The following is a 26,433-nucleotide window of genomic DNA, read 5'->3' as shown; positions in this document are numbered from 1 at the left end:
AGGACCGTCTGAAAAGATATAAGTCTTTGAAATAGAATTAGAAAAGCCGTTTCCAGGCATGCGGAGGGGGAAAGCGCACATGTTTTTGGGGCCGAAGCGTGGCGGGGCTGAAAGCCTTAGGCCACCTCAAGAATGCGCTCGGCGCTCTGCAGGTCGACGGAGACCAGCTGCGACACGCCCCGCTCGGCCATGGTGACGCCGAAGAGCCGGTCCATCCGCGCCATGGTGATGGGGTTGTGGGTGATGACCACGAACCGGGTCTCGGTCTGGCGCGCCATCTCCTCCAGAAGATCGCAGTAACGCTCCACGTTGGCGTCGTCGAGCGGCGCGTCCACCTCGTCCAGCACGCAGATCGGCGAGGGATTCGTGAGGAACACGGCGAAGATCAGGGCGGTGGCGGTGAGCGCCTGCTCGCCGCCGGAGAGCAGGGTCATGCTCTGGGGCTTCTTGCCCGGCGGGCGGGCGAGGATTTCGAGGCCCGCCTCCAGCGGATCGTCCGAATCGACCAGGGTCAGCTCCGCCGTGCCGCCGCCGAAGAGGGTGGTGAAGAGGCGCTTGAAATGGTCGTTCACCACGTCGAAGGCGGCCAGCAGCCGCTCGCGGCCCTCGCGGTTGAGGCTGCCGATGGCCTGGCGCAGGCGCTTGATGGCCTCGACGAGGTCGTCCCGCTCCGTGGCGATTCCGTTGTACTTGGTCTCGAGTTCGGTGAGCTCCTCGTCGGCGCGCAGGTTCACCGCGCCTAGGCGTTCCCGGTCGCTCTTGAGGGAGTGGAGCTTCGACTCGATCTCCGTGTGGGAAGGAAGCTCCGTCGCCTCCTTCAGGCCGGCGAGCACGATGAGCCCGGCCGGGGTCGTTTCGAGATTCTCGGCGATGGTGCGGGTGATCTCCGCAAGGCGCGCCACGGCGGCCTCGTGACGGGCCTGGGAGCCGGCGCGGGCCTCGCGGGCGGCGGCGAGCGCTTCCAGGGCTGCGCGGGCCACCCGGTCCGATTCGGCGAGACTCGTCTCCGCATCGGCCAGCCGGTCGGCGGCCTCCTTGCGCTTCGCCTCCGCCTCCTCGACCTCGGCGATGAGGGCGCGGCGGCGCTGGAGATAGGTATCGGGAGCCTCCAGCAGGCGCTGATGCTCGTCCTGGGCCCGTTCGAGGCGCTCGCCGAGGTCCTCGAAGGCCTTGGCGGCGCGGGCGGCGCGTTCGGTCCAGAGGCGGATATCGGCGGCGAGAGCGTCCTGCCGGCGGCGGCGCAGCTCGGATTCGTGCAGGAGCGCCTGCACGGCGGCCCGCGCCTCCGAGGCGGCGGCCCGGCGCTCGGCGACGCGGGTACGTTCCTCGAGCAGGCGGCTTTCGAGATCCGGCGCGGGGGCGAGGTCCTGCAGGGCGCTCTCGGCATCCTGCACGCGCTCCAGGGCCTCCGCCTCGCTCTCGGAGAGGCGGGTCAGGCCTTCCTGAAGGGCCGAGCGGCGCTGGCCGAGCTCGGCATCCTTGCGCTCGGCGGCGGCAAGGCGGGTCCGGGCGGAATCGAGGGCCTGGCGCGCCTGGCGCGCGGCCTCGATGGCCTGCATTTCGTGCGAGGCGGCCCGGCGCACGGCGTCGAGCGCGGCTTCCGCCTCATGTCGCAGATGCTCGGCTTCCTCGCGGGCTTCCGCGGCCTCGCGTTCCAGGTCGCCCAGGCGGTTCTTCTCGGCGAGGCGCCGGGCCGCGGGAGAGGGCGCTTCCGCCGCGGTGGTGAAGCCGTCCCAGCGCCACAGGTCGCCTTCCTGAGACACCAGCCGCTGGCCGGGCTTCAGGAGGCCGCGCAGGCGCAGCCCGTCGGCCTTGCTCACCACGCCGATCTGGCGCAGGCGGCGCTGAAGCTCGGCGGGGGCGCGGGCCAGATCGGCAAGCGAGCGGACGCCGTCCGGAAGGGCGGGGTCGCCCTCACCGGCGCCGGTCATTTCCCAATGTGCCGGAGCGGAGGGGTTGGTGGAGGCTTCGAGGTCGTCGCCCAGGGCGGCGCCGAGCGCCGTCTCGTAGCCCTTCTCGACGGTGATCTGGTCCAGGGCCGGGGGCCAGAGGTCGCCGGTGGCCGAGGTGACGAGCTTGGCGAGCGTCAGCGCCTCGGTCTCCAGGCGCTGCGCCTTGCGCTCGGTCTCGTTGAGGGGCTGGCGCAGGCGGTTCTCCGCCTCGCGGGCTGCCGCGAGAGCTTCACGGGCCTCGATCACGGCCTCTTCGGCGGATTGGGCGGTCTCCTCGGCGATCGCCGCGTCCTCGCGCAGGTCGTCGAGGGAGGGGCCATCCTCCGGTGACGCGGACAGGGCCGCGATCTCGCGTTCGAGGCGCTCCTTCTCGGAGCGGAAACGGGCGGCGCGCTCCATCTCCTCGCGCACGGCGCGCTCCAGGGCGGCGCGGCGGGCGTTGAGGTCGGAGGTCTGGGCCTGGAGGGCGCTCAGGGCGGCCTCGGCCTCGGCGAGTTCCGCCTCGGCGGTATGAAGGCGCTCCTCGGCCTCGGTGCGGGCATCGTCCGCTCCGTCGGAGGTCTGGGCGATTTCAGCGGCCTCGGACTGGAGGCGCTCGATGGTGGCCTCCGCATCCGTGCGCTGGGCGGCCTCGCGGGCGATGTCGCGGTTGAGATCGCCGATATGGCGCTCGAGCTCGGTAACGCGGTCCTTGGAGCGCCGCTCCTCCGATTCGAGCTCGTTGCGGGCATGGGTGAGCCGCTGCAGGGCGGCGGCGGCGGCGGCCTCCTCCTGGCGCAGGGCGGGAATCGCATGGGCGGCGACGGCCTGGGCGGTGGCGGCCCGGGTCTGCTCCTCGGTGGCGTCGGCCACGGCCTTGAGGTCGTCGGCCACCTGACGTTCCGCCGCGGCGGCCTGCTCCCGCGCCTCGGCGAAGCTGATGGCGTACATCAGCGCTTCGAGACGGCGGATCTCGGCGGAGAGGTTCTTGTAGCGTGAGGCCTGGCGGCCCTGGCGCTTCAGGCTCTCGATCTGGCTTTCCAGCTCGCGGATCACGTCCTCGGCGCGGACCAGGTTGTCCTCTGCGGCCTTCAGGCGCAGCTCCGCCTCGTGGCGGCGGGCATGGAGGCCCGCGATACCGGCGGCGTCTTCGAGGATGCGGCGGCGGGACTGGGGCTTGGCGGAGATGATCTCGCTGATCTGGCCCTGGCGGACGAGGGCGGGAGAGCGGGAGCCGGTGGCGGCATCGGCAAAAAGGATCTGCACGTCGCGGGCGCGCACCTCCTTGCCGTTGACCCGGTAGGTCGAGCCTTCCTCGCGCTCGATCTTGCGGGAGATTTCCAGCAGGTCCGTATCGTTGAATGCGGCGGGCGCCGTGCGCTCGGCATTGTCGATGGTGAGCATCACCTCGGCCCAATTGCGGGCCGGGCGGTTGCCGGAGCCGGAGAAGATGACGTCGTCCATCCCCGTGGCGCGCATGTTCTTGTGGGAGTTCTCTCCCATGACCCAGCGCAGGGCCTCGACGAGGTTGGACTTGCCGCAGCCGTTCGGCCCGACGACGCCGGTCAGGCCCGGCTCGATCAGGAAGTCGGTCGGCTCGACGAAGGTCTTGAAGCCTGCGATGCGAAGGCGCGTCAGTTTCATGGACGCGCCTTCCCGTCCCGCTCCCTGGGGGCGGGTTGAGGGAGATTACTCTCCCAGCAGAGGCTTGATGACCTTCTCAATCTCATCGATCGACAGGCTTCCGGGGTGACGCTGACCATTGATGAAGAAAGTGGGCGTGGAGTCCACACGGAACTGTTCCATACCCCGGTTCTTCACCGCGTTGACTGCGTCATATAGTTTCTGGTCCTTGAGGCAAGCGTCAAATTTTTCCTGTGAAAAACCGGCCTGCCGCATGAGCTGGCGCAGGGCGTCCAGGGGCTTGTCCACAAAGGCCCAGTTCCGCTGCTGCTCGAAAAGCAGGTCCGTGATCGGGTAATATTTTTCGTTCCCGTCGCAGCGGGCGAGCATGAACCCGGCGGTCGCCAGGGGATCCAGCGGGAACTCGCGCAGGACGAACCGGATCTTGCCGGTGTCGATGTAGCGCTTCTTCAGCTCCGGCCAGGTGGTCTTGTGGAAATTGGCGCAATGCGAGCAGGTCAGCGAGGCGTACTCGATGATCGTCACCTTGGCGTTTTCCGGGCCGAGGGCCACGTCGCCCAGGGGGCCCTGGACCGCAAGGTCCGATGGGGACACGTTCTGGGCGAAGGCGGGGCCGCCCGTGACGAGAAGAGCCGTCGCGGCTGCGGTTCCGAGAAGCTGAAGCGTCTGACGCCGGGTGATCATCGTAGAATGGCTCCTGAGAGAATTCGTCCTGCGGTAGAATGACTGCGCTCGCGAGGCAAGCGCCGGATATCTCACGCTTTCGTGCGTGAACCGGAGCTGACGATCGCCTGGCCCAGCCGGTCGAGGGCCGCCCGCAGGGATTCCTCCGCGATGGGCTCGACGGCCCTGCCGACCTTTTCCCGGTCCGCCGGGGCGATGGCGGGAGGGGCCGGGCGCTTCTTCTCGACCCGCCGCACGGGGCCTTGTTTCAGCACCAGCTTCCCGATGCAGCGCCAGCCGTAATAGGTGTTGACCCGGTCGATGATGGTCGGGGCCATGTGCTGGAGTTCCAGGGCGAAGGCGCTTTCCGCCCGGATGACCAGGGTGGCCGGATCGGGCCGGGCTTCCGGATCGGCATGGGGGGCTTTGCGCTTCCACTCGATCTTGAGGGGCTGGGTGAAGGCGGCCAGCCGTTCGCCCACGATGTCGGGCCAGGCCAGGAGGATGTCCGAGGTGGCGAAGCCCTGCGCCGCCAGGCTGGGGGACAGGCAGACGTCGAGGAATTCGGCGAGGGGGCGGGCCAGGGGTCTCGGTCGTCTCATGTTGAATGTCCAAAAGCCACGTTGGAATATGTGCGCAGGACCGTTATTCCACGTCACATGTTAACGCCCGCTTCGAGCGTCACCAAGCCCGACCCGCAGGACCTCCTCGCCTGGTACGACCGTCACCGGCGCGATCTGCCATGGCGCGCGAAGCCCGGGGAGGTCGCGGATCCCTACCGCGTCTGGCTGTCCGAGATCATGCTGCAGCAGACGACGGTCGCTGCGGTCAGGCCCTATTACCTGAATTTCCTGGAGCGCTTCCCGACCGTGAAGGCGCTGGCCGAGGCGCCGACGGAATCGGTCATGCAGGCCTGGGCCGGTCTCGGCTATTACTCCCGCGCCCGCAATCTTCACGCCTGCGCCAAGGCGGTCGTGGAGACGCATGGCGGGGTTTTCCCCGCGACCGAGGCCGAGCTCTTGAAGCTCCCCGGCATCGGTGCCTACACGGCCGCCGCCGTGGCGGCCATCGCCTTCAACGAGAAGGCGGCGGCGGTGGACGGCAACGTGGAGCGGGTCATGTCCCGGATCTTCCTGGTCGAGGAGCCGCTGCCCAAGGCCAAGCCCCTAATTCGCTCCCTGACGGAGGAGCTGGTGCCCGAGGACCGGCCCGGCGACTTCGCCCAGGCGGTCATGGACCTGGGCGCCACGATCTGCTCGCCCAAGCGCCCGGCCTGCGCGCTCTGTCCCTGGATGGCTCCCTGCCGCGCCCGCGCCGAGGGCCTGCAGGAGACCTTCCCGCGCAAGCAGAAGAAGGAGAGCGGGCAGTTGCGCAAAGGCGCGGCCTTCGTGGTGCTGCGGGCCGACGACACGATCCTGCTCCGCACCCGCCCGCCGCAAGGGCTCCTCGGCGGCATGGCAGAGCCGCCGACGAGCGCCTGGGAGCCGGGTTACGAGCCCTCCCGCGCCGTGCTCGACGCGCCCATCGAGGCCCGCTGGCAGCGCCTGCCGGGCACGGTCCGGCACGTCTTCACCCATTTCCCGCTGGAGATGACGGTGCTCTTCGCCAAGGTGCCCAAAGGCACGCCCGCTCCTCATGACATGCGCTGGACGCCGCGCCTGCACCTGCACGAGGAGGCGCTGCCCGGCGTCATGAAGAAGGTGCTCGCGCACGCCTTGGGCGAGCTGCCGGGGGCGAAGGCGTCGGGAAAGAAGCCTGCGAAGGGCGCGGCGAAGCCGCAGGACTGATCACCCGCCGACGAGCGCCTTCTGATTGCGCTTGAACAGGGCCGCGAGCGCATCGGCGACCCGCGTCACGTTGGGGCGGCTCCGGCTGCGGCGGTGCATCACGAGGAACACGTCCTCCACCAGGTCTCCCTCGGGCTTCAGTACCTGGACGAGGTCGGGGTCCGCATCTCCGAGCCAGCAGGGCAGGAAGGCTGCGCCCAGGCCCGCCTTCGCGGCCTGATAGCGGATCGGCATGTCGCCGATGCGGGCGGCAATCGTGCGTCCCTTGGCGAAATCGGCCACATAGGCCGCTTGCCGCGACAGGGTCGGATCCTCCGGCGGGGCGATGACGGCCTCCGGGTTTTCCGTGCGCGCATAGATGGCGAAGGCGATCCGCCCGATCCTGCGCGCCACGAGATCGTCCGTGCCCTCCGGCAGGTTGCGCATCCGCAGGCCGATATCGGCCTCGCCGGATGCGAGGTCGAGCCGCTGCCGGGTCGGGATATAGGCGATTTCCACGGGCGCGGCGGCCTCGTGCAGCTCCGCCGCGTGGAGCGAGAGGAACATGGTGACCGAGGCGGTCGCCGTCACGCGCACGGGTGCGTCGGGATCGGGCCTGTAGGCCGCCGCCGTGCGCGTGACGGCCGCCGCCGCCTCGCCCATGGGGAGAGCGGCTTCGAGAAGGGCCCGCCCGGCCTCCGTCAGCTCGAGATTGTTCGGGCCGCGCTGGAAAAGGGAGAGCCCGAGGGCTTCCTCCAACGCCTTGACGCGCCGCGCGACGGTCGGCTGGCTCTGGCCCAGCGCCCTGGCGGCGGCGTTCATCGATCCGTGAGCCACCACGGCCAGGAAGATCCGCAGGTCGTCCCAGGACGGGTCGGCGAAGGCGAGGCGAGAGGAGTCGAGAGACGAAGAAGCCATGAAAGGATGCTAAAGCGTTGAACCGGGTTCGGCATAGGGGAATGTTCCGGCCTGTTTGACGGGCCGCACCATCGCCTGCGGGACGCCTGCCCGCAGCCCGCCAGCCGCATGGGGGACCTCCTCAGTTTTGAGGGAGGGGAAGCCCTTCACAAAGCCTCGCACTTGAGACAAAAGCATCCCTGAACGCGAAAGGACACGGCCATGCCCCTCATCCGTTAGCGACGGATCCGGCAGAGCATCGTGGCATGCAAGCCACCTCTCAACGCGCCGAAACGGACGTTTCGGCCGGATCATGACGCATGGATGAAGGAAACATCATGTCTGACAGCAATCGCGCCGTCGCGCGCGGCACCGTTCACGCAGGCCCTTTCACGCTGGCCTATTCCGTCGAGGGCGAGGGTCAGCCCGCTCTTGTGATCGGCAGCGCAATCTATTACCCACGGGTCTTCTCTCAAAACTTGCGGCAGTCGCTGCAATTGATCTTCGTCGATCATCGGGGCTTTGCCCGGTTGTCGGGAGAGGCGACCTCTTCCGATTACACGCTGGATGTCGTCCTCGACGATATCGAGCGGGTCCGGCGACATCTGGGATTGGAGAAGATCGTCATCATCGGCCATTCCGGCCATGGATACATGGCGCTCGAATACGCCAAGCGCTATCCGCAGCACGTGTCGCATGTGGTCGTGATCGGCACGGGGCCGAGCCACAGCGCCGCGCATCAGGAGGCATCGGAGCAGTACTGGACGGAATCCGTCTGCCCCGCGCGCAAGGCGAAGCTTGCGCGCGATCTCGCGGCTCTTCCCGCCGAGATCGAGGCTGCGCCCGAGAGGCGCTTCATCACCTTCTGCATCCGGCTGGGCGCAAGAAGCTGGTACGATCATGACTTCGACGCCGCGCCCCTGTGGGAAGGCGTGCATGTGAACATGCCCGTCTTCGACCATCTCTGGGGCGAGATCTTCCGCGATATCGACATTGCGAATGGCCTGGACCGGCTCGACGTGCCGGTCTTCCTCGCCCTCGGACGATACGATTATCTCGTCGCGCCCTATGCCACATGGGCCCCGTATCGCGAGCGCTTCAAGGATCTGACGGTCCGCGTGTTCGAGAAGAGCGGGCATACGCCGCAGCTCGAAGAGAGCGCTCTCTTCGATGCGGAACTGCTGCAATGGCTGGCGGCGCATTGAGGGTGTGAGAAAGCATCATGGCCGGGCCTTCCCGGCCATGATGGGCAAAGGCAGCATTGGCATGAATGCGATCATCGTCATGCCGAACCAGTGCGGTAAGCCAAAGCTGCACTCGCCAAGAGAAGCAACGCGGCATTTGCAGCATGGGCCGCCCGCAAGGCTCCGATGCCTGTGACCTCGCCTACCGCCAGCCAGACGATCTGCAGCAGGTAAAGGGCAAAGACCGTCATGCTCAGCATGCGCAAACAGCGCATGCTTGTGCTGACGAGGCCGATCAGCAGCATCGTGGTGATGGGAATGGCAATGAACCCGCCCAAGGCGGCATGAAGATTCCACATGGCCCCGTCCGCGAAGATCGCGAGTCCGACGAGAAAGAATTGCGTCACGATCAGGAGCGGGATGATCCACGTCAGAGCGATGACGATGGCCGGGAGAAGCCTGGGGCGGAGGGGGTGGGACAGGGCTTGCATGGCGCCCTCCTTTCATGCGGCCAGGGTGAGGCTGAGATTGCCGAGCCGATTGGCGTAACGATCACCTGCGTGAGCCAGTATCTCGTCACTTGCATCGCGCGCGTCATAGACAATGAAGGGTTCCTGCCAGTGCAGGCCGCAGCGATTGGCGGTCGCCTCCAGGGGGCGCAGCAATTCGGCAACCGAGAAGAGATTGTAGCCTTCCGGGCTGTAGGCCTTCTCCGGCGCTCCGGCCGTGACCGCAGCCAGAATGGGTTTGCCCTTGAGCAGCCGACCTTCCTGTTCGAAGGCCAGATAAACCATGCGCGTCAGCACCTGATCCTGCCATTCCTTCAGCAGGGATGGGGTTGCATACCATTGCATGGGAAACTGCAGAACGATCCGGTCGGCACCGAGAAGATGGCGAACCTGTGCTTCCACATCGATGCGCCCGCCGGGAGAGGCACCGTAGAGATCGACGATCGCGATGCCGGGACGCCCCGCGACGGCGGCAAGAAGCGCTTTGTTGGCGCGCGATGCGTCCATCTGGGGGTGGGCGACGAGGATGAGCGTATTGGGCATGGCAGCCTCCTGTTGATGACAGGAAGGAGCTTGCGGCCTACGATAAAATTTATCTAATGGATATAAAATATATGATATTATTCGTTTCATGAATTTAAGAAGTGTCGATCTCAACCTTCTCGTCGTTCTGGATGCCGTGCTCGACGAGGCGCATGTCAGCCGCGCGGCGATCCGGCTCGGACTTTCCCAGCCGGCGACATCGAGCGCCCTCGACCGCTGCCGCCATCTTTTCGGCGATCCGCTGCTGGAGCGGGCGGGAGGGGGCATGAGGCTGACGGCGAAGGCGAAGGCCTTGCGTGAGCCCTTGAAGGAGGTCCTGGCCTCCGTCGTGACGATCCTGGATCCGCCCCAGCGCGCTCTGGCGGATATCAGGCAATCGGTCCGTGTGGTCATGGCCGATCATCCGGCCGTCATCGTGACGCGAAGCCTCTTCGGGCCATTACGGGATACCGCGCCCGGAATCGATCTCGTGATCATGCCCTGGCATGGGGCTGCCGATGTGACGGAGCGGCTTTCCCGCGGCGATGTCGATCTGGCGATTTCGGTCCTGCCGCCTTTGGGCTCGCAGTTTCACCGCATCGAACTGCTGCAGGAGACCTATGTGGTGGCCATGCGCAAGGGCCATCCTGCGGCAGCTGGATTCAACCTCGATGCATGGCTTTCCTATCCTCATATCCTTGTCTCAGGGCGAGGCGACAGGCACGGCCCTCTTGACGAAGCACTTGCATCCCTGGGGCGCTCCAGGCGCGTAGGTCTCGTGATGCCGAGTTTCCTGATGGTGCCGTCGACGCTCGAAGCCTCAGACCTGATCGCGCTGCTGCCGCGTCATTGCATCCCGCCCGATCACGAGTCTTCGCTTGCCGTTTTCGAGCCTCCGATTGCCGTTCAGGGCTTTCCGCTTCACATGGCCTGGCACAAGCGCCGCGACAGCGACATGGCCGTTCAGCATGTGGCGCAACTGATCCGGGATTGCCTACAGGAGGAGTAATCGCCCTGCGATGCCTGGGGCATCGCGTGCTTCTCAAATCCCCAGAGCAGGTTTCGGATCGAGCTGTCCGGGATTGTGGGCACGAGACCGCGTGCGACCGGGTTCCGCGCCCAAGGGCATGCCATCGGCCACGCAATGCCAGGGCAGGGTGGCCGATGGCAGATACCGGCCCAGGGCATCGAGCGCCAGCATGGCGAGGGTCACCACGGCGACGATCGCGATGGCGACCGCCGAGGCCTGGCTGGCGAGGCCCGCCTCTTCGAGATTGTAGAGCACAACGCCGATGGTTTCCGTCCCCGCCGACCAGAGCAGGGCGGAGACGGTGAGCTCGCCGAAGGCGAGCAGGAAGGCCATCAATCCGCCCGCCACCGCCGCGGGCAGAAGCGAGGGAAGGATGATGTCGACGATGCGTCTCATCATCTGCGCGCCGTCGAGGGCGGCGGCCTCTTCCTGCGCGATGTCGACCTGCGCCATGCCTGCGAGAACGGGTTTGAGGGCCACGGACAGGAAGCGTGCGAGATAGGCGAAGACGATGATCCACGGCGTGGCGTAGAGCGCGATTCCGACGAGCGGCAGCGGCTTCAGGAACAGCAGGATGCAGGCGATGGCCAGTACGATGCCGGGCAGCACATAGGCGATTTCGAGAAGGGCGGCCGCCGGAATCCGGGCCGGTCCCATCAGGCGCACCAAACCGTAGGCCAACGGGATCGAAAGGCCGGCGAGCAGGCAGGCTGCGCCGCCGGCATAGAGCAACGAATTCACAAACGCGCGCATTGTCACGTCCTGCCGGGCCAGAACCTCGACGAAGTTGTCGAGGGTGATCGTGGCGAAGGTCAGGGGCATGCCGTAGGATGGCACGAGCGCCGATGCCAGCAGCGACAGCATGGGCAGCACGAGCGTCGCTGCGATGACGAGCACGACGAAGCCCTCGGCACCCAAGCGGGCGCGGCGAAGAGCCCAGAAAGGCATGAGAGGCGCGTCCTCCTCCAGCAGGACGTCGCCCCGGCGCATGAGCATCTGGCTCGCCACGACGCAGGCGATGGCGATGGCCGCGACGAGGAGGCCGAGCGTTGCGACATCGCCGAGGGCGCCCGTGCCGAAACTCGACAGGCGCCGATAGATGAGCACGGGCAGGGTGAGGTAGTTCACCGGTGCGCCGAGGAGGGCGGGGATGCCGAAATTGCCGATGCCCGCGACGAAGGCGAGCAGGGCCGCGCCCATGAGATGCGGACGCAGCAGCGGCAGCACATGGTCGGTCACGATCCGCAGCGACGGCGCGCCGTCGATCCGCGCTGCTTCCACGATGGCAAGCGGAATGCGCTTGAGGCCTGCGCTCATGACCACATAGACGAGAGGCGCATGGTGCAGCCCCATCACAAGGACGATGCCGCCGCGCCCGAGCATCGGGTTCGTGCTGCCCGCCTCCGGCGCGAGGCCCAGGGTGTGGAGAATCGGCGAGGCGGGACCTGCGAGGTGGAGAAAGGCCAGGGCGATCACCTGCGGCGAGATCATCACCGACAGGACGAAGAGAAACGAGGCGATGCGGCGTCCGCGCATGTCGGTGACGCCGAGCACCAGCGCCATGAGGGTGCCGAGCGGCACCGCCAGAAGGCTGGAGAGGAAAGCGGTCTCCAGCGTCGCCTGCGCGGCGCGCAGGGCCGAGCGGCCGGAGAGGACCGTGAGCGCCTTGGCCGCGTCGAAGACGCCGCCGGGCGCGAGGGCCGACGCGAGCAGGCGCGCGGCAGGCAGAACGTCGAAGACGGCTATCGCCAAAGCGACGAGAGCGAGGAGGCCGAAACCTCCTCGCTCCAGGAAAGACCTTGCGTGCGCGGAACGCTTCACTGCCCGAAGATATCGGCGAAGGCCGCCTTGTTCTTGGTCTCGTCGGCGAGCGCCCTGGCCGCGTCGAAGCTCATGACCTTGATCTGCTCGCGCGCCGGATAGCCGGGCGGCAGCGCGACCGCAGGGTGAGCGGCGATGTAGCCCTGCTTGAGCGCCAGTTCCTGGCCCTCCTTCGAGAGCAGGAAGTCGACGAAGGCGCGGGCGGCGTCCGGGTTCTTCGTGCTCTTGAGAATGGCGACGGGTTCGGACACCGCCGAGACCCCTTCCTTCGGGAACACGAATTCGACCGGCGCGCCCTTGGCCTTCTCGCGGATCGGCATGTAATCGACGATGACGCCGTAGAGCTTCTGGCCGCCGGCCACCTGCTTGAGCACGTCGCCGTTGCCGCCGCCGGCCACCGCATCGTTGTCCTTGAGCGCCTCGTAATATTTCCAGCCGCCTTCGAGATGGCCCGTGAGCGTCGCCGCATGGATCAGCGCCGCGCCCGAGGTGAGCGGGCTCGGCATGACGAGCTGGCCCTTCACCTCGGGTTTCGTGAGATCGAGCCAGGAGGTCGGCTTGAACGACGCCTTCGTGTTGTAGGCGATGCCTGTGGTGATGAGCTTGGTGGCGAACCAGAACTTCTGGGCATCGTGCGTTCCCGCCGGATAGGCCGAAACATCCGCCTTCTCGTGGGCGAGCAGGCGTCCTTCCTTCTTCAGGCCCTCCATGGTGACGCTGTCGGCAATCAGCAGCACGTCGGCCTGGGGCTGCCCGGCCTCGAACTCGGCGCTCAGCTTCGCGAGGATCTTCGGCGTGCCGTCGCGCACGAAGGTGACCGTGACGCCCGGATGCTTCGCCTTGAAGGCGTCGATGGTCTGCTGGGCGTCGGTGTTCGGCTGGCTCGTGTAGAGCACGAGATTGCCGGACAGGTCCTGGGCCTGCGCAATGGCAGGCACGATTGCGGCGAGAAGGGGGAGAAGAAGACGCTTCATGGACACGGGGCGGTTCCTCGTTTCGGTAAGGCTGTCCCCGCGCTAGCCGGATTGGATGACGCCTCTGTGACGAGAAGAGTAGTGCGAAAAGCGAAAAGGGCCAGCGATCCGCCGACCCTTTACATGATTGGGATTGCGACCGGAAGTCTTCAGGCCGCCAGCTCCGCCCGCACCTTCGCGCGGAACGCGTCGATGGAGACGAGCTTGCCGTCCCGCTCCACGTTCCAGAAGGTCCAGCCGTTGCAGGAGGGGAAGCCCTGGGTGAGCGCGCCGATCTTGTGGATCGAGCCGACGATGGCGCCGAGCGCCAGCGTGCCGTCGGCGCGCACTACCGCCTTGTGGCGGCGGCGCTCGTCCACCAGCGTCTCGCCCGCCTTCACGAACCCCGCTTCGATGAGGGAGAGGAAGGGTACGCGCACTTCCGTGCGCTTCTCGGGCGCGGCCGCAATCGACACGTCGGAGAGCGGAACGACCGCGTCGATGCGCCTGCGCGCGGCGTCGGCATAAGTCGGATCGCGCTCCAGGCCGATGAAGTTGCGGCCGAGCATCTTCGCGACGGCGCCGGTGGTGCCGGAGCCGAAGAAGGGATCGAGCACCACGTCGCCGGGATTGGACGAGGAGAGCAGCACGCGGGCGAGCAGCGCCTCGGGCTTCTGCGTGGGATGCACCTTGCGCCCGTTCCCGTCCTTCAGGCGTTCGTCGCCCGTGCAGATCGGGATGAACCAGTCCGAGCGCATCTGCACGTCTTCGTTGCCGGCTTTCAGCGCATCGTAATGGAAGGTGTAGCCCTTCGACTCCGCGCTCTTCGAGGCCCAGATCATGGTCTCATGGGCATTGGTGAAGCGACGCCCCTTGAAATTCGGCATCGGGTTGGCCTTGCGCCACACGATGTCATTGAGGATCCAGAAGTTCAGATCCTGAAGCGCCGCGCCCACGCGGAAGATGTTGTGGTAGGAGCCGATGACCCACAGCGTCGCGTTCTTCTTCATCACGCGGCGGACGGCGAGAAGCCATGCGCGGGTGAAGGCGTCGTAATCGGCAAAGCTCGCGAACTTGTCCCAGTCGTCGTCGACCGCGTCGACGAGGCTCTGGTCCGGGCGCGTGAGCGCCTGTTCGAGCTGGAGATTGTAAGGCGGGTCCGCGAAGACCACGTCCACGCTCTCGGGAGGAAGCTTCTCGAGATTGGCGATGCAGTCGCCGAGAAGGATCTCATTGAGAGGAAGGGAGTGCGGCAGGACGGAGAGGGAGGCTTTACGCCCCGTCCGAGGTGCCGGCGCAGACCGCCCGGTACGCGAGACATGGATCCGGGAGGCGGCGCCGGCAGCCCCGGTACGCAAGGTACCCATGGGTGATCACCGGTTACGCAACTGACACTCCGGATCATGATCGGTTAGGGTAAAGAGGAGGTTTCCAAATGCGGAAATTTCCAAATATTTTGGATCGGCAAAACTTGCCTAGATATTGGAAAGATTGAGGTTTTTCGTTAATCAGCGTTAAGGGAGGTTACAGATCCAGTAACCCTTGGCGCAGCGGCGCGAAACTCAGGCGATGAAACGGGCAGGGGCCCTCGCTCGCGACCGCCGAGAGATGCGCCTTCGTGCTGTAGCCCGCATTGCTGGCAAACCCGTAAGCCGGATAAGCGTTTCCAAGCCGCGCCATCATGCGGTCGCGGACTACTTTCGCGACGATGGAGGCCGCCGCGATCGAGGCGATGCTCGAATCGCCCTTGACGACCGCTTCCGTCGCGCAGGGCAGGCGCGGCGGGTCGTTGCCGTCCACGAAGGCCATGTCCGGCGTGCAGGGCAGCGCCGCGAGCGCACGGCACATGGCGAGCAGCGAGGCCTGACGGATGTTGATCGCATCGATCTCCGCATGGGACACGGAGGCGATGCCCACATGCGACGTCGCCAGGATCTCGCCGAAGAGCGCCTCGCGCCTGGCGGCGGTGAGCGCCTTCGAATCGGCGAGCCCCTGCGGCACGTTGTCGAGATCGAGCACGACCGCAGCCGAAACGACCGGCCCCGCCAGCGGCCCGCGCCCCACCTCGTCGAGGCCCGCGATGCAGGCATAGCCCTGGGCGCGGGCGGCAAGCTCGCGCTGGAGGCCGAGGCCGGCTGTCTTCGGGGTGCGAATCGGTGCGGTCATGGGCGGGGATCAAAGCGCCCCGGGACGGCCTTGTCATCCCTCCCGCTTCGGAAGCATGTGCGGCCCTTTCGCGGGGCCGAGCCGGGATCAGAACAGCGACAGCTGCCCCGTCTCCTTCGGGGGCACCTGGAACAGGTCCGTCCTCAGCCTCAAGGACCGCTGGTTGAGCCCCAGACGCTCGGCGGCGGTCTCGAATCTCCGGCCGATCATCCAGGCATAGGGGCCGACGCCCGATTGGCGGGTGCTCCATTCGGCATCGTAATCCTTGCCGCCGCGCGCCTCCTGCAGGAGCGTGAACACGTGCTTGAGCTTGTCGGGATAGTTCTCGACGAGCCAGTCGCGCATCAGGTCCTTCAGGTCGTGCGGCAGGCGCAGGAGCACGTAGCCCGCCTCCTGAGCGCCGGCCTCGGCGCAAGCCTTGAGGATCGCCTCGATCTCATGATCGTTGATGGCCGGGATGATGGGGGCGACCAGCACGGTCACGGGAATCCCGGCCTCCGAGAGCTTGCGGATCGTGTCGAGACGCCTGGCGGGCGTGGCGGCGCGGGGCTCCATCCTGCGCGCGAGCCTCGGGTCGAGTGTCGTGACCGAGATCGCCACCTTGACGAGCTGGCGGCCGGCCATCCGGCTCAGGATGTCGAGGTCGCGCGTCACGAGGGCCGATTTCGTCACGATGCCGACGGGATGGTTCATCCGGTCGAGCACCTCCAGGATCGAGCGCGTGATGCGGAACCGCCGCTCCACGGGCTGGTAGGGATCGGTGTTGGAGCCCAGCGCGATGGTGCTCGGCTGGTATTTCGGGGCCCGGAGTTCCTTCTCCAGCAATTCGGCGGCGTTGGGCTTGGCGAAGATCTTGGTCTCGAAGTCGAGGCCCGAGGACAGGCCCTGATAGGCGTGGGTGGGCCGCGCGAAGCAATAGGAGCAGCCGTGCTCGCAGCCGCGATAGGGGTTGATCGACTTCTCGAAGAGAATGTCGGGCGAGTCGTTCCGGGTGATGATCGTGCGCGGCTTCTCGACGATCACCTCGGTCGGCAGGGGAGGAAGCTCCTCCTCGATGCTCCAGCCGTCGTCGAACGCCTCCCGCTGCGCGGGCTCGTAGCGCCCGGACGGGTTCGCCGAGGCGCCCCGGCCCCGGCGGCGCTCCATCTCGACCCGGTAGGCCGGATCGTCCATGCGCCGCCGCGCGGCCTCGGCGGCCTCCAGGGGGGAGCGCTTCACGGGTCTCGAACCGACGGGATCGCGGGCGGAACTGTTGGCGCGAACGGTCATTGGCGGCCTCGAACGACTCTGTCATCGGAAGCTGCGAGTTTAAGAACAAAACAGGAACAAAATCAAGCGGCCATTGGTGGTATCGATCCGGGACCGCGCCGCTGACGTGCAAGCGGCTCATGTCTTCTCGGTCTGTCGTTCTTTCCGCGAACCCGGGTCGCTTCTTGAAAAAGCCCTGGCGACGAGCCGGCAAAGAAGGGCTAAAGCATCGGACCCAAAAGTGGACTTGCACTTTTGGGATCCATCCGATGCTTTCTTCTTGAGTGAGAGCATCGTTGAGAGCGGACCCGAAGGGCCGCGTCAGCGAAAACCGGGTCCACTTTTCCGCACGATGCTCTATAGGGTTCTCATGATTACCGTTCTCGTGCGCGTGACCTGTGGGCCGGAGGCCCTGGCCGCAACCCTCAGTGCGCTCGTTCCCGCCGTGGCCGCCGGTCTCGTCGGCGATGCCGTCATCCTCACGGAGGGACCGGATGAGACTCTGGACAAGGTGGCCGATGCCGCCGGGGCGACCCTGGTCGTGGCGGAGCGTGGCTCCTGGGCGGAGGGCGCGAAGGCGGCACGGCGCGACTGGCTCCTGTGCCTCGACGACGGCGACATCCCGCAGGAGGGCTGGATCCGGGTCCTCGACCGGTTCGTGGCCCTCTCCAGGCCCGAGCAGGGCCGGGCGCGGATGCGGCGTCACGGAGTTGGCCTGTCCAACCTCCTGCGCCGCGCCTTCGCGCGTTCGTCGGTACGCGCGGGAGATCTCGTCCACCGCCGCGTCCTGCTCGACGGGGCGAAGGCCCGGCCGCCGGTGCGCCTGCCTGCCAGCATCGAGCGCGATCCGCTGTTCGGCTGATTCAGCCCTGCAGCTTTCCGCGCTTCAGGTGCTCGTCGAGGCGCGGCATGATCTCGACGAAATTGCAGGGGCGGTAACGGTAGTCGAGCTGCGTGGAGAGGATGCCGTCCCACGCATCCTTGCACGCGCCCGGCGAGCCCGGCAGCACGAAGACGAAGGTCGCATTCGCCACGCCCGCCGTCGCGCGCGACTGGATCGTGGACGTGCCGATCTTGTCGTAGGAGATGCGGTGAAAGACGGCGGAGAAGCCCTCCATGCGTTTTTCGAACAGGGGCTCGACGGCTTCGGGCGTTACGTCGCGGCCGGTAAAGCCCGTGCCGCCCGTGGTGATGACCACGTCGATGGCGGGATCGTCGATCCAGCCTTTCACCTTCGCGCGGATCGCCTCCACGTCGTCCTGAACGATGGCCCGGTCGGCGAGCCTGTGGCCCGCCTTCGCGATGCGCTCGGCGAGGGTCGCGCCCGATTTGTCCTCGTCGAGCGAGCGCGTATCCGACACGGTGAGCACCGCGATGGAAAGGGGAACGAAGGTGAGCGTTTCGTCGATACCCGGCATGAGAGACATCTCGCGTGATGCATGAATATCTATCGCAATGCCGTCCGTTCGGCCATACGCGCCATTCCTGAGGAGAGCGGATGTTGGGGCAACATGCTTCTGATAGGGCTTGCGTCCTGGGCCGAGCCGCAGGTCTTGCCAAGTCCGACGCAGGGGAGCCTCCTGGATGAAACCCTGGTCAGATCGGGGTGAAGGCCTGTGGGCGCCGTTCCGTCCGGCCCCGCTGTTGCCGGATCACGAAAAGGGGAGGATCAAAACGACACGAGCTCGGCGCGATACTTTTCGCGAACCGCCGCCAGGGGCGCTCCGTCTTCACCGAGGACGACGGCTTCATGTTCGAGGACGGATTTCGAGAAATCTGCCTGCGTCGGAACTGGAAAAGAAACCGACAACGTGCGCCGGAACGGTTTGAGCGGGGCGATCGCCACGGCAAAGGGAATATCCGTCGCTGCAAGAGTATCCGCAGCCTCAGGCGACAGGCGTTGCGGGATGAACCAGTTCTCCGCATCGCTCAGGACGAGGCTGCCCCGGACCAGCTGAACCCGCCGATACCAGATGGTTTCCCCTGGACGGGTTTCCAGCTTGACGAGGACGTCCTCAGGGGGCTCAGGGGCGTGGGCATGGTGAAGGCGGACAACTGAAATCGGCCCCTGGGAGAGGCGATGCTCCTCGCACCACGCATGAAGGGTTCCGGTCGCCGTCGAGCCCTCGATGAGGCGCGCGCTCAGCTCCTTTACCCGCTCACGGACATCGGGTCCGTCAGTCGTCATCGGCATCTCATTCGGATCTGTGGTTCAGCCCGACGCCACCGTCGTCCGGTTACGTCCGGCCTCCTTCGATCTGTAGAGCGCCCTGTCGGCGGCGTCGACGAGGTAGGCGTAGTCCGGATGTCCCTCGTAGGTCGCCAATCCGATCGAGATGGTCACAGAGATTTTCGTGTCGTCGGAAAGGCGAAGTTCCCGTCCCAGGAGCGCTTGCCGCATGCGCTCGGCGATCTGGAAGCCCTGTTCCGCATCGGTTTCGATAAGCGCGATCAGAAATTCCTCGCCGCCATAGCGAAACACGAAATCGCTCAGCCGCACCGTGTCGAGAACGATCTCCGCGATCTGGCGCAGGATGGCATCGCCCGCGGAATGTCCCCAGCGGTCGTTGATCTGCTTGAAGTGATCCACGTCGATCATCAGCACCGTAAACGGCGTACGGTTTTTGGACGCAATGGAGATTTCGCGACTGAGGATCGACGGCAGGAAGCGGCGATTGAGCGTTCTGGTGAGGGGATCGCGTCCATTCTCAAATCCAGCGGCGCTCTGAAACAGATCCGCCAGCAGAAACTTGATTTGCTCGACCAGACCCTGCAGATCCTCGACGAGCCCTGTCAGGGATGGGTCCTGGGTCGCCCTGGCCTCATCGATCTTCGGCAGCAGCACCCTGTCGATCTGTTCCATCGCACCCTCGATGCTTTCGAGAGCGGGAGCATCCTGGAACATCACGCCGGCCCGATGGTAGAGCCACAGGCCGAAGGGGGAGCTGGAAATAGGCTTCAGCCCTGTCGCGGACCCGCTGCCGAACAGGGCGAAGAGAACGGCCTGGCTCCACTCCATCAGAGCAGCGCGTTGGCTCTCGCGCTCGAGGGTGATGTCCTGACCGAGAGCGAAAAGCCGAAAGGACTCGTCGAGCTGGGCGCGGCGCATGGATCCGGAAACATAGGCTTGGCTCATCAGCTGCATGCTGTAGTCGATCCGCCGACCGAGCTGCATGAGCGCTTCCCCCAGCACCTCCCGGCTGAGGTCGAGCTGCATGAGATGCCTGGCGACAGCGCCCTTGACCAGGGCCGCGCCTTCCAGGACCAGATGGATCGGTATCTTGATGCGGGCGTGAACCTCACCGATGGCGCGTTGCCTGTCCTCAAACCTGGATTTCTCCTCGGATGTGTCGGCGCGCAGGAGATTCAGCAGCCAGTCGCGGAGGGAGTGGCTGAGACGGCTATGGACGACCGAGTGGCTCAGGAAGGACGATGCTTCTTTGTCTTGAAGAAACGTATCGTAGAAGAGGCGAACGAGTTCGTCAGCCTTCTGCGTTACGACTGTCGCTAACACGTCTCGTGCGAGTGACACCGATTCACCGTCTGCTCGCGCCATGCTGCTGCGAGCAGACAAGACATCGTGCGTCATTTTTGACACCCTCTGCGATCCATCGAGAAGTTTGGTGGGCTAGAGCATTTTTCGGCGAAGTGGATCCGGTTCTTCGATAAAAAATGCGGCATGGCAAAGACGAGAGCCGATTCCACGTCAGTGAAGTCGGCTCTAACGGTAGCGCATGGGGAAGGCAAGAGGTCCGCTCGTCCCGCGACGGGCCGGATCGTCCCGGCTTTCCGTATGCTATATCGGCATACAAGTCCCAAAGAGATGCGGGTCAAGATAGCATGCTCGGGATGTCGGATATAGTTGCGGCGGGAGAAGACCGCACTCGTTCCGAGGCTCGTCCTGCGTTTGAACAGGAAGCCCGCCGCGCAACGGTCGCGCGGCGGAGAAAGGCTCTTCAGGGAGAGAGCGTCTTCCGGTTTCTGAACGCTGCGTCCGTCCAGTCCAGGAGCCCGGTGAGGAAGCGCTGCGCCGCCGGCATGAAATAGCTGCCGGTGTGATAGAAGGGGTCGAGGGTCGTCACGATCAGGCGGCCCTTGCCGTCCGCGATGCCGCGGTGATCGTAGAGGATCGTCCCGTCCGGGCCGCCGCCCGCTTCCGGCGCGATCGTCACGAGCGGAACGGCCCCTTTCGGCGGATGCAGCAGGCCATGGAAGTGCCAGATCACATCCTTGGGCGCCACATGCCGGAAGATCTCGTGGTCGGGCTCCACGATCCTGTGGCCGGGGTCCACGTCCTTGTCGAGCCACCACCAGAAGTTCGTGGGACGGAACGTCCATTCCACGCCGGGAGCCCAGGTATGGGCCTGGTTCTCGCCCAGCACGATGAGGGTTCCGCCGTTCTGGAGGAAGGCGTGCAGGATGCGCCGCTTCTCGCGCAGGATCGTCGGGCTGATCCGGTCGGCGACGATCAGGGCCTTGACGCCTTCGAGCGCGCCATCCGTCAGATCCGGCGCATAGATCGCCCGGTCGAAGCAATGGCGGAAGCGTTCCCCGTAGATGATGTCGTGGTGGTAATAGCAACCGCCATCGAGCACGGCGACAGTCATGGGCGTCCTCCCTGAATGCCGGCGCGGAGCCAGTCGAGCAGTTGCGGGCCGATGCGCGCCGCGCTGGAATCGGCTTCGAGATAGCCCCACAGATCCGCGCCCGCATGGACCAGGAGACGTCCGCCCGCGGCGGGCCTGCACTCGAAATCGACCGGGTGCCGGTCCGGCCCGAGGCCATGGATGATCGTCGCGCCCTGCGGAGGCGGATTGAAGCCGCGCCCATAGAATCCCGCGACGCCCCGCCGCCAGGTCAGGTCTTTGGTGTCAACGCCTGCCCAGACCGGGTGCTCGCAGACGCGGGATACGTCCAGATCCTCGACCCTGTAGTTCTGGATCGGCCGATAGGGATGAAGCTCGGGAAGGATGGGATAGGAGACATGGCCGCAGAACACGACCGTGCCGCCTCTTGCGAGATAAGCCTCGATCTGGGCCCGGCGGCCTGCGAGATAGCGCTGGTCGGCGTGGAGGCCGATCAGCAATCCGCGATAGCCGGACAGGTCCGTCCGTTCGAGACCGTAGAGGTTGACGACATCGAGCCTGGAGCCGAGGTCGGGCCGCTTCATGAGAATGTTCAGCCCGCCCTCGGTCTGCTCGCAATCGAGGAGCAATGCGTCGATCATTTCAGTTCGAATGCCTTCGGAGCGATGAGATCGGCCTTGATGTCGATGGTCTTCTTGAGCATCCCGCTCGACACCATGAAGGCCTGTTCGTCGGCGAGGTTCGCCACGTCCTTGTCGGTCATGCGGATGGAGAAATCGTACCAGCCCATCATGCGGCGGGCGTCGTCGAGGGAGATCTTCTGCTCCTCGGCGGCGAGCTTCAGGGCCTCATCCGGATTCTCGGCCATGAAGTCGAGCGCCTTGCGGTGGGCTGCAAGATAGGCCTCGACGAGATCGGGATGGTTGCGCAGGAACTCGCCGCGCACGCCGATGACCGTCGTGGGCGCGATGATGCCGTCGCCGTTGGCGATGATCTTGCCGCCGGCCTGCTCGACCGCGAGGGCGTTGTTGCCTGCGAGCGTCGCCGCATCGACCTTGCCCGCCAGGAGCGCCGCGCGGGCCGCGCCCAGGTCCATGTTGACGTGATTGACGTCGCTGAGGGTCAGGCCTGCCTTCGCGAGGGCGGCGGCGAGGAGCTGATGCAGGGTCGTGCCCTTGGGACCCGCGACGGTCTTGCCCTTGAGATCCGCGACGGAGGAGGGGCCGTCGCCCCGCGCCAGGATGCCGAAGGCCTTCGGGCTGCGGCTGTAGGCGGCGATCACCTGGACATCCGCGCCGTTGGCCTTGCCGAGAATGGCGGAAGTGCCGCCGAGCACGCTGGCGATCTGGATCTCGCCGGCGGCGATGGCCTGGACCTGCGCCGCGCCGGACGTGATCTCGGGAGATTCGACGCGAATGCCGAACGGCTTGAACGCTTCTTCCAGGTAGCCCTTGGCGCGCATGACGATGGAGGGCACGTTGAAGGGCGAGGACACATAGGTGATCCGCACCACCTCGGGCTTATCGGCCGCGCGCGTCTGTGGCGCGAGGCCCATGACCAGGGCAAGGCCGAGGGCGGCGCTTTGGAGCAATGTCTTCATGAGATCGACTCTTCTTGGTTGGTGAGAGGGGAGACAGCGGAGACGGGCTGCGATAGCCCTGCGAGAATGCGGCGTCGGAGCGCGATGAGGGCGGGATCGGTGGGCTCGCGCGGATGGCGCAGCGGGACATGGATGCTGTCGACGATGCGGCCTGCATCCATGTGCAGAACGGTATCGGCCAGAAGCACCGCTTCTTCCACATCGTGTGTGATGAAGACGATGGTCGGGCGCCGTGCATGCCAGATGGCCGACAGCTCCTGCTGGAGGCCTCGGCGCGTGAAGGCGTCGAGGGCCGCGAAGGGCTCGTCGAGAAGCAGCAGCTCCGGCTTCATGGCGAGCGCGCGGGCCAGGGCGACCCGGCTCGCCATGCCGCCGGACAATTGGTCCGGATGCGCATCGCGGAAGGCCGTCAGGCCGACGAGATCAAGGGCGCTTGCGATCCTGGCGTCGAGCTCGGCCTTTGGGAGCTTCCCGCTCAGCCCGAATGCGACGTTGCGGGCGACCGTGAGCCAGGGCATGAGACGCGGCTCCTGGAACACGCAGCCGATATTGGGCTTTTGCCCGCCTGCGTAATGAATGCTCCCCGCGCTCGGTTCGGTGAGGCTCGCGAGGAGGCGGAGCAGGGTCGACTTTCCGCAGCCCGAGCGCCCGACGATGGCGGTGAAGCTGCCCGGTTCCAGCCGGATGTCGACCTCCGACACCGCCGCAACATGGCGGCCGGGAATGGCGAAGGTCTTGCCCAGGCCGCGCGTCTCAAGCATGGCGCAGCTCCGTGCGGGCGGCGAGCCACGGGGCGGTCCGCGCGATCAGCGCGCGAATGCCGAGATCCGCCAGCACGCCGAGGCAACCGATGACGACGATGCCCACGAGGACGATGTCTGTGCGGGCCAGGTTCTCCCCATCGACGATCATGTAGCCGAGGCCCGCGGATGAGGCGACGAGCTCCGCGCCGACCAGGGCGCGCCAGCCATAGCCGAGGGCGATGCGCAGGCCGATCACGATGGAGGGCAGCGAGGCGGGAAGCACGACGCGCCGCAACACCTCCTGGTGCGTCAGCCCGCAGGACCGTCCCACCTCGACCAGCTTGGGATCGCATTGCGCGATGCCGCCGACGACTCCGAGAAAGATCGGGAAGAAGCAGGCGAGGATGATGATGCCCGCCTTCTGCGCCTCGCCGATGCCGAGCCAGAGGATGAGCAGCGGCATGAGCGCAAGCGGTGGAAGCTGTCTCAGGAATTCGAGCATCGGCTCGAGAATGCTGCGCAGCGATGAAGACGCGCTCAGCAGAAAGGCGAGGGGAAGCGCGAGGAGGACGGCGAGACCGTAGCCGACCACGAGACGCCGCACGCTGACCAACGTGTGGTGGAGGAGGCTTCCATCGAGAAGGGTCTCGATTCCCGTCGCCAGCACCGTCGAGGGGGGAGGAAGCAGAAACGGCGACACGAACCCGCTGGCCGCGACCAGCCACCAGGCTGCGACGATGAAGAGGAAGGAGGTGGCTCCTCTGAATATGTTGCTGGGGGTCTTCATCGGTGCTTTCGACGTATTCCGCTGCGGGCGGAGTAAATCAATGCAAGTGTCGAAGGCAATAGGCCCTAGCAAAAATTAGAATATTTTAATTTTGAAGTAGTTTTTAATAGTTCTAAAATGAAGAAAATAATAAAATTACTTAAGATTTATTGCGCAAAAAGATTCGTTTATGAGGGGTCGTTCATAGTAGGGCGGGTTTTGTCGAAGCGTTTCGGCATTTCGGCAAGGCAGTTCAGCCTAAGCCTCTGGCAAGGTTAGAGCTGCCGGTTGTTTTGACCGTCATTGTGATGGTTCGAAGATCCTGCTGCGCATCTACTGACGGCCGGGCGGGATCCCGGTGCGCGCAATCTTAAAAAGACATGACCGACCGAAGCGTCTTCCTCGATCGCTGGGCATCAAACCGTGGGTAGCGCCCGATCCCCTGCTGCGGCCCGGTCCGCGTTGAGCAGAAATGCGAAGCCGGACCATCCGATGGCGAGGGGGCGTCCCTCGATTTAGAGCCGCGCCGCCCTGAAGGTATCGCAGGCCTGGATCTGGCCGCTCTTCAGCCCCGTCATGAGCCAGCGCATGCGCTGCTCGGAGGAGCCGTGGGTGAAGGAATCGGGCACCACGCGGCCCTGGGACTGCTTCTGCAACCGGTCGTCGCCGATGGCTTCGGCGGCGCGGATCCCTTCCTGGATGTCGCCTTCCTCGAGGGACTTCCAGCGCTGGTTGGAATGATGTGCCCACACGCCCGCGAGGCAGTCGGCCATCAGCTCGACGCGCACGGAGAGCTGGTTGCCCTCCGAACGGCCCACCTGCTGCTGGCGCTCCTGCACCCGGGGCAGGATGCCCAGTTGGTTCTCCACATGATGGCCGACCTCGTGGGCCAGCACGTAGGCATAGGCGAAATCGCCGCCCGCGCGGAAGCGGCGCTGCATCTCCGCGAAGAAGGAGAGGTCGATGTAAACGGTCTGGTCGAGCGGGCAGTAGAAGGGCCCCATGGCCGATTGCGCGCCGCCGCAGCCGGAGCGGGTCGCTCCTGAGAACAGGACTAGCTTGGGCGGATCGTACCGGCGGTTGGCCTGCTGGGGCAGAACCGCGCTCCACACGTCCTCCGTGTTGCCCAGGATCGCGGATGCGAAGCGTCCGGCCTCGTCCTGCGGCGTGCCCTGGCGGCCCTGGCTCTGCTCATAGCCCGACCCGCCTCCGTTGAGCATTTCCGCGCCGCCGATCAGGAGGCGGGGATCGATGCCGAGCGCCCAGCCGATCAGGCCGAGAACCACGATGGTGCCGATGCCGAGCCCGCCCGCGCCTCCGGGAACCCCCATGCCGCGACGGTCTTCCACATTGGATGAGGTTCGAAAGTCTTCCCAGCGCATGATTCACCTTTTTCGCACGGCACAGGCCGCTCATCCCGCATGAGCTTAAAACGTAACCATACGGGCCGGTTCCAGGCAGCCCGCGCGGCGGCTCTCATTCCCGCCCGTCGAGCGCCCTCCGCAGGGCCTGGAAATCCCGCCACCCGAGACGCTTCTGCAGGGGCTGGCGCAGGAGATAGGCCGGGTGCAGGGTCGGAAGCGCCCGGATCTCGCGTCCGTCCTCGGTCTTGTAGGTGAACCATCGGCCCCGGGTGCGCAGGATTCCGTCCTTGAGCCCGAGGAGGTTCTGGGCCGCCGGGCCGCCGAGGCAGAGCAGGAATTCAGGCGACGCCAGCTCGATCTGCCGTGCGATGAAGGGCTTGCAGATGGCCACTTCCTGGGGCGTCGGGGTGCGGTTGCCCGGCGGACGCCAGGGCACGATGTTAGCCACATAGACCTGGGTCCGGTCGAGCCCGATCGTGGCGAGCATCCGGTCGAGCAGCTGGCCCGAGCGGCCCATGAAGGGCTTGCCGATCCGGTCCTCGTCTGCGCCGGGAGCTTCGCCCACCAGCATCACCCGGCCCTCCGGGTTGCCGTCCGCGAAGGCGAGGTTCTTGGCGGAGAATTTCAGGGCGCAGCCGTCGAAGCCCGCCAGGATCGCCTCGAGCTCCTCCAGGGACAGGGCATGCCGGGCCTGCTCGCGGGCGAGGCTGGCCACCTCCTCGGGAGCGCTCGCCGCCGCCTTCGGCAGGGCGCGGGGGGAGGGCGCGGACGGAGCCGGAGCGGCCTTCGGAACAGGCGCTTTCGCCGGGGCGGGCTCGGCAAAGCGGTTGTGCGGCGTCTCGTCGAGCGCAAGATCGACCCCCGCCTCGACATGGAAGTCGAGCAGCGCCTGAAGGGCATCGCGATCTGAGGGGAAGTCCTGCATGGGATCTATGTAAGCGTCCTGAGGGCTGTGAACAACTCGCATGCGGTGTCGGCCCCCCAGGAAAGGCGCGGGCGCCGGTCCCGCTCTGCTCCCGGCTGCCGCGAAAGCCGCCCAT

The 26,433-nt window shown here is 66.0% G+C and carries 25 protein-coding genes; 4 read left to right on the top strand and 21 right to left on the bottom strand.

From position 1 onward, the window contains the following. Positions 1-116: 116 nt before the first annotated feature. The 3 genes from L879_RS0105620 to L879_RS0105610 form a co-directional block, all read right to left on the bottom strand. The gene (locus L879_RS0105620; RefSeq protein WP_027315243.1) at positions 117-3,575 is read right to left on the bottom strand and encodes a chromosome segregation SMC family protein; all 3,459 of its coding nucleotides are present in this window, start codon (positions 3,573-3,575) and stop codon (positions 117-119) included. Between the two features lie 45 nt (positions 3,576-3,620). Beyond that, on the bottom strand, positions 3,621-4,259 hold the full coding sequence (locus tag L879_RS0105615) for a DsbA family protein (RefSeq protein WP_027315242.1): 639 nt from the start codon (positions 4,257-4,259) through the stop codon (positions 3,621-3,623). 71 nt (positions 4,260-4,330) lie between these two features. Next, complete coding sequence (locus L879_RS0105610; RefSeq protein WP_245265170.1) at positions 4,331-4,840, bottom strand: DUF721 domain-containing protein; 510 nt, start codon at positions 4,838-4,840, stop codon at positions 4,331-4,333. 57 nt (positions 4,841-4,897) lie between these two features. Here L879_RS0105610 and mutY point away from each other — a divergent pair, with 57 nt between their 5' ends. Next, positions 4,898-6,025, top strand: coding sequence for an A/G-specific adenine glycosylase (gene mutY, locus L879_RS0105605; protein ID WP_027315240.1), 1,128 nt, complete (start codon positions 4,898-4,900; stop codon positions 6,023-6,025). Here mutY and L879_RS20590 read toward each other — a convergent pair whose 3' ends face one another. Beyond that, complete coding sequence (locus tag L879_RS20590; RefSeq protein ID WP_051435082.1) at positions 6,026-6,922, bottom strand: LysR family transcriptional regulator; 897 nt, start codon at positions 6,920-6,922, stop codon at positions 6,026-6,028. 317 nt (positions 6,923-7,239) lie between these two features. On the opposite strand from L879_RS20590, the gene L879_RS0105595 reads away from it, so the two are divergent. Then, a complete protein-coding gene (locus L879_RS0105595) occupies positions 7,240-8,106 on the top strand; it encodes an alpha/beta hydrolase (protein WP_027315239.1) in 867 nt (288 codons plus the stop codon). A gap of 77 nt (positions 8,107-8,183) precedes the next feature. Here L879_RS0105595 and L879_RS0105590 read toward each other — a convergent pair whose 3' ends face one another. Together L879_RS0105590 and L879_RS0105585 are read right to left on the bottom strand one after the other, a co-directional pair. Further along, entirely contained in the window at positions 8,184-8,576 is a 393-nt protein-coding gene (locus tag L879_RS0105590) for a DUF6220 domain-containing protein (protein ID WP_051435081.1), read from the bottom strand. A 12-nt stretch (positions 8,577-8,588) separates the two neighbouring features. Beyond that, positions 8,589-9,137 carry an NAD(P)H-dependent oxidoreductase gene (locus L879_RS0105585; RefSeq protein ID WP_027315237.1) on the bottom strand — a complete coding sequence of 183 codons (549 nt, stop codon included), beginning with the start codon at positions 9,135-9,137 and terminating at the stop codon, positions 8,589-8,591. Between the two features lie 88 nt (positions 9,138-9,225). Here L879_RS0105585 and L879_RS0105580 point away from each other — a divergent pair, with 88 nt between their 5' ends. After that, positions 9,226-10,125 (top strand): LysR family transcriptional regulator, encoded by a 900-nt coding sequence (locus tag L879_RS0105580; RefSeq protein WP_027315236.1) that lies wholly within the window; start codon positions 9,226-9,228, stop codon positions 10,123-10,125. A 33-nt stretch (positions 10,126-10,158) separates the two neighbouring features. On the opposite strand, the gene L879_RS20585 is transcribed toward L879_RS0105580, so the two are convergent. From L879_RS20585 to L879_RS0105555, 5 genes are all read right to left on the bottom strand, one after another. After that, on the bottom strand, positions 10,159-11,967 hold the full coding sequence (locus L879_RS20585) for an ABC transporter permease (RefSeq protein ID WP_084020742.1): 1,809 nt from the start codon (positions 11,965-11,967) through the stop codon (positions 10,159-10,161). Continuing rightward, positions 11,964-12,941, bottom strand: a complete 978-nt coding sequence (locus L879_RS0105570; protein ID WP_027315235.1) for an ABC transporter substrate-binding protein — start codon at positions 12,939-12,941, stop codon at positions 11,964-11,966. The genes L879_RS20585 and L879_RS0105570 overlap by 4 nt, the downstream gene beginning before the upstream one ends. Before the next feature lie 149 nt (positions 12,942-13,090). Further along, entirely contained in the window at positions 13,091-14,287 is a 1,197-nt protein-coding gene (locus tag L879_RS0105565; RefSeq protein ID WP_027315234.1) for a site-specific DNA-methyltransferase, read from the bottom strand. Positions 14,288-14,444: 157 nt separating this feature from the next. After that, positions 14,445-15,086: a ribonuclease HII gene (rnhB, locus tag L879_RS20580; protein WP_051435080.1), complete on the bottom strand. Its 642-nt coding sequence runs from the start codon at positions 15,084-15,086 to the stop codon at positions 14,445-14,447. A gap of 87 nt (positions 15,087-15,173) precedes the next feature. Continuing rightward, positions 15,174-16,259, bottom strand: a complete 1,086-nt coding sequence (locus tag L879_RS0105555; RefSeq protein WP_245265176.1) for a PA0069 family radical SAM protein — start codon at positions 16,257-16,259, stop codon at positions 15,174-15,176. Positions 16,260-16,704: 445 nt separating this feature from the next. Here L879_RS0105555 and L879_RS0105550 point away from each other — a divergent pair, with 445 nt between their 5' ends. Further along, entirely contained in the window at positions 16,705-17,196 is a 492-nt protein-coding gene (locus tag L879_RS0105550) for a glycosyltransferase family protein (protein ID WP_027315232.1), read from the top strand. Position 17,197: 1 nt separating this feature from the next. Here L879_RS0105550 and moaB read toward each other — a convergent pair whose 3' ends face one another. The 10 genes from moaB to L879_RS0105500 form a co-directional block, all read right to left on the bottom strand. Further along, entirely contained in the window at positions 17,198-17,752 is a 555-nt protein-coding gene (moaB, locus tag L879_RS0105545) for a molybdenum cofactor biosynthesis protein B (RefSeq protein ID WP_027315231.1), read from the bottom strand. Positions 17,753-18,003: 251 nt separating this feature from the next. Then, a complete protein-coding gene (locus tag L879_RS20575) occupies positions 18,004-18,522 on the bottom strand; it encodes a hypothetical protein (protein WP_051435077.1) in 519 nt (172 codons plus the stop codon). Between the two features lie 24 nt (positions 18,523-18,546). After that, entirely contained in the window at positions 18,547-19,866 is a 1,320-nt protein-coding gene (locus L879_RS20570; RefSeq protein ID WP_161634635.1) for a GGDEF domain-containing protein, read from the bottom strand. Positions 19,867-20,290: 424 nt separating this feature from the next. Next, entirely contained in the window at positions 20,291-20,941 is a 651-nt protein-coding gene (locus L879_RS0105530) for a hypothetical protein (protein ID WP_027315230.1), read from the bottom strand. Next, positions 20,938-21,561, bottom strand: a complete 624-nt coding sequence (locus L879_RS0105525) for a hypothetical protein (protein ID WP_027315229.1) — start codon at positions 21,559-21,561, stop codon at positions 20,938-20,940. The genes L879_RS0105530 and L879_RS0105525 overlap by 4 nt, the downstream gene beginning before the upstream one ends. After that, entirely contained in the window at positions 21,558-22,520 is a 963-nt protein-coding gene (locus L879_RS0105520; RefSeq protein WP_027315228.1) for an ABC transporter substrate-binding protein, read from the bottom strand. Before L879_RS0105520 ends, L879_RS0105525 begins: the two co-directional genes overlap by 4 nt. Continuing rightward, positions 22,517-23,281 (bottom strand): ABC transporter ATP-binding protein, encoded by a 765-nt coding sequence (locus tag L879_RS20565; RefSeq protein ID WP_051435075.1) that lies wholly within the window; start codon positions 23,279-23,281, stop codon positions 22,517-22,519. Before L879_RS20565 ends, L879_RS0105520 begins: the two co-directional genes overlap by 4 nt. After that, positions 23,274-24,050 carry an ABC transporter permease gene (locus L879_RS0105510; RefSeq protein WP_027315227.1) on the bottom strand — a complete coding sequence of 259 codons (777 nt, stop codon included), beginning with the start codon at positions 24,048-24,050 and terminating at the stop codon, positions 23,274-23,276. Before L879_RS0105510 ends, L879_RS20565 begins: the two co-directional genes overlap by 8 nt. A 494-nt stretch (positions 24,051-24,544) precedes the next feature. Further along, complete coding sequence (gene ypfJ / locus L879_RS0105505) at positions 24,545-25,411, bottom strand: KPN_02809 family neutral zinc metallopeptidase (protein ID WP_027315226.1); 867 nt, start codon at positions 25,409-25,411, stop codon at positions 24,545-24,547. A 94-nt stretch (positions 25,412-25,505) separates the two neighbouring features. Then, on the bottom strand, positions 25,506-26,318 hold the full coding sequence (locus L879_RS0105500; protein WP_027315225.1) for a uracil-DNA glycosylase: 813 nt from the start codon (positions 26,316-26,318) through the stop codon (positions 25,506-25,508). Between the last annotated feature and the right edge of the window lie 115 nt (positions 26,319-26,433).

Source organism: Microvirga flocculans ATCC BAA-817 (genome assembly GCF_000518665.1).
Taxonomy (GTDB): domain Bacteria; phylum Pseudomonadota; class Alphaproteobacteria; order Rhizobiales; family Beijerinckiaceae; genus Microvirga; species Microvirga flocculans.
This window is presented reverse-complemented; position numbering and strand designations above follow the sequence as displayed.

Bases quoted from the DNA above. Each gene is read 5' to 3' on its own strand.
- L879_RS0105510 (WP_027315227.1), bottom strand. From the start codon at position 24,050: ATGAAGACCCCCAGCAACATATTCAGAGGAGCCACCTCCTTCCTCTTC.
- mutY (WP_027315240.1), top strand. From the start codon at position 4,898: ATGTTAACGCCCGCTTCGAGCGTCACCAAGCCCGACCCGCAGGACCTC.
- L879_RS0105520 (WP_027315228.1), bottom strand. From the start codon at position 22,520: ATGAAGACATTGCTCCAAAGCGCCGCCCTCGGCCTTGCCCTGGTCATG.
- L879_RS0105565 (WP_027315234.1), bottom strand. From the start codon at position 14,287: ATGGGTACCTTGCGTACCGGGGCTGCCGGCGCCGCCTCCCGGATCCAT.
- L879_RS0105585 (WP_027315237.1), bottom strand. From the start codon at position 9,137: ATGCCCAATACGCTCATCCTCGTCGCCCACCCCCAGATGGACGCATCG.
- L879_RS20565 (WP_051435075.1), bottom strand. From the start codon at position 23,281: ATGCTTGAGACGCGCGGCCTGGGCAAGACCTTCGCCATTCCCGGCCGC.
- moaB (WP_027315231.1), bottom strand. From the start codon at position 17,752: ATGCCGGGTATCGACGAAACGCTCACCTTCGTTCCCCTTTCCATCGCG.
- L879_RS0105580 (WP_027315236.1), top strand. From the start codon at position 9,226: ATGAATTTAAGAAGTGTCGATCTCAACCTTCTCGTCGTTCTGGATGCC.
- L879_RS0105530 (WP_027315230.1), bottom strand. From the start codon at position 20,941: ATGACTGTCGCCGTGCTCGATGGCGGTTGCTATTACCACCACGACATC.
- L879_RS0105570 (WP_027315235.1), bottom strand. From the start codon at position 12,941: ATGAAGCGTCTTCTTCTCCCCCTTCTCGCCGCAATCGTGCCTGCCATT.
- L879_RS20575 (WP_051435077.1), bottom strand. From the start codon at position 18,522: ATGACGACTGACGGACCCGATGTCCGTGAGCGGGTAAAGGAGCTGAGC.
- L879_RS0105610 (WP_245265170.1), bottom strand. From the start codon at position 4,840: ATGAGACGACCGAGACCCCTGGCCCGCCCCCTCGCCGAATTCCTCGAC.
- L879_RS20590 (WP_051435082.1), bottom strand. From the start codon at position 6,922: ATGGCTTCTTCGTCTCTCGACTCCTCTCGCCTCGCCTTCGCCGACCCG.
- L879_RS0105500 (WP_027315225.1), bottom strand. From the start codon at position 26,318: ATGCAGGACTTCCCCTCAGATCGCGATGCCCTTCAGGCGCTGCTCGAC.
- L879_RS0105615 (WP_027315242.1), bottom strand. From the start codon at position 4,259: ATGATCACCCGGCGTCAGACGCTTCAGCTTCTCGGAACCGCAGCCGCG.
- rnhB (WP_051435080.1), bottom strand. From the start codon at position 15,086: ATGACCGCACCGATTCGCACCCCGAAGACAGCCGGCCTCGGCCTCCAG.
- L879_RS0105525 (WP_027315229.1), bottom strand. From the start codon at position 21,561: ATGATCGACGCATTGCTCCTCGATTGCGAGCAGACCGAGGGCGGGCTG.
- L879_RS0105555 (WP_245265176.1), bottom strand. From the start codon at position 16,259: ATGGACGATCCGGCCTACCGGGTCGAGATGGAGCGCCGCCGGGGCCGG.
- ypfJ (WP_027315226.1), bottom strand. From the start codon at position 25,411: ATGCGCTGGGAAGACTTTCGAACCTCATCCAATGTGGAAGACCGTCGC.
- L879_RS0105590 (WP_051435081.1), bottom strand. From the start codon at position 8,576: ATGCAAGCCCTGTCCCACCCCCTCCGCCCCAGGCTTCTCCCGGCCATC.
- L879_RS0105550 (WP_027315232.1), top strand. From the start codon at position 16,705: ATGATTACCGTTCTCGTGCGCGTGACCTGTGGGCCGGAGGCCCTGGCC.
- L879_RS0105620 (WP_027315243.1), bottom strand. From the start codon at position 3,575: ATGAAACTGACGCGCCTTCGCATCGCAGGCTTCAAGACCTTCGTCGAG.
- L879_RS0105595 (WP_027315239.1), top strand. From the start codon at position 7,240: ATGTCTGACAGCAATCGCGCCGTCGCGCGCGGCACCGTTCACGCAGGC.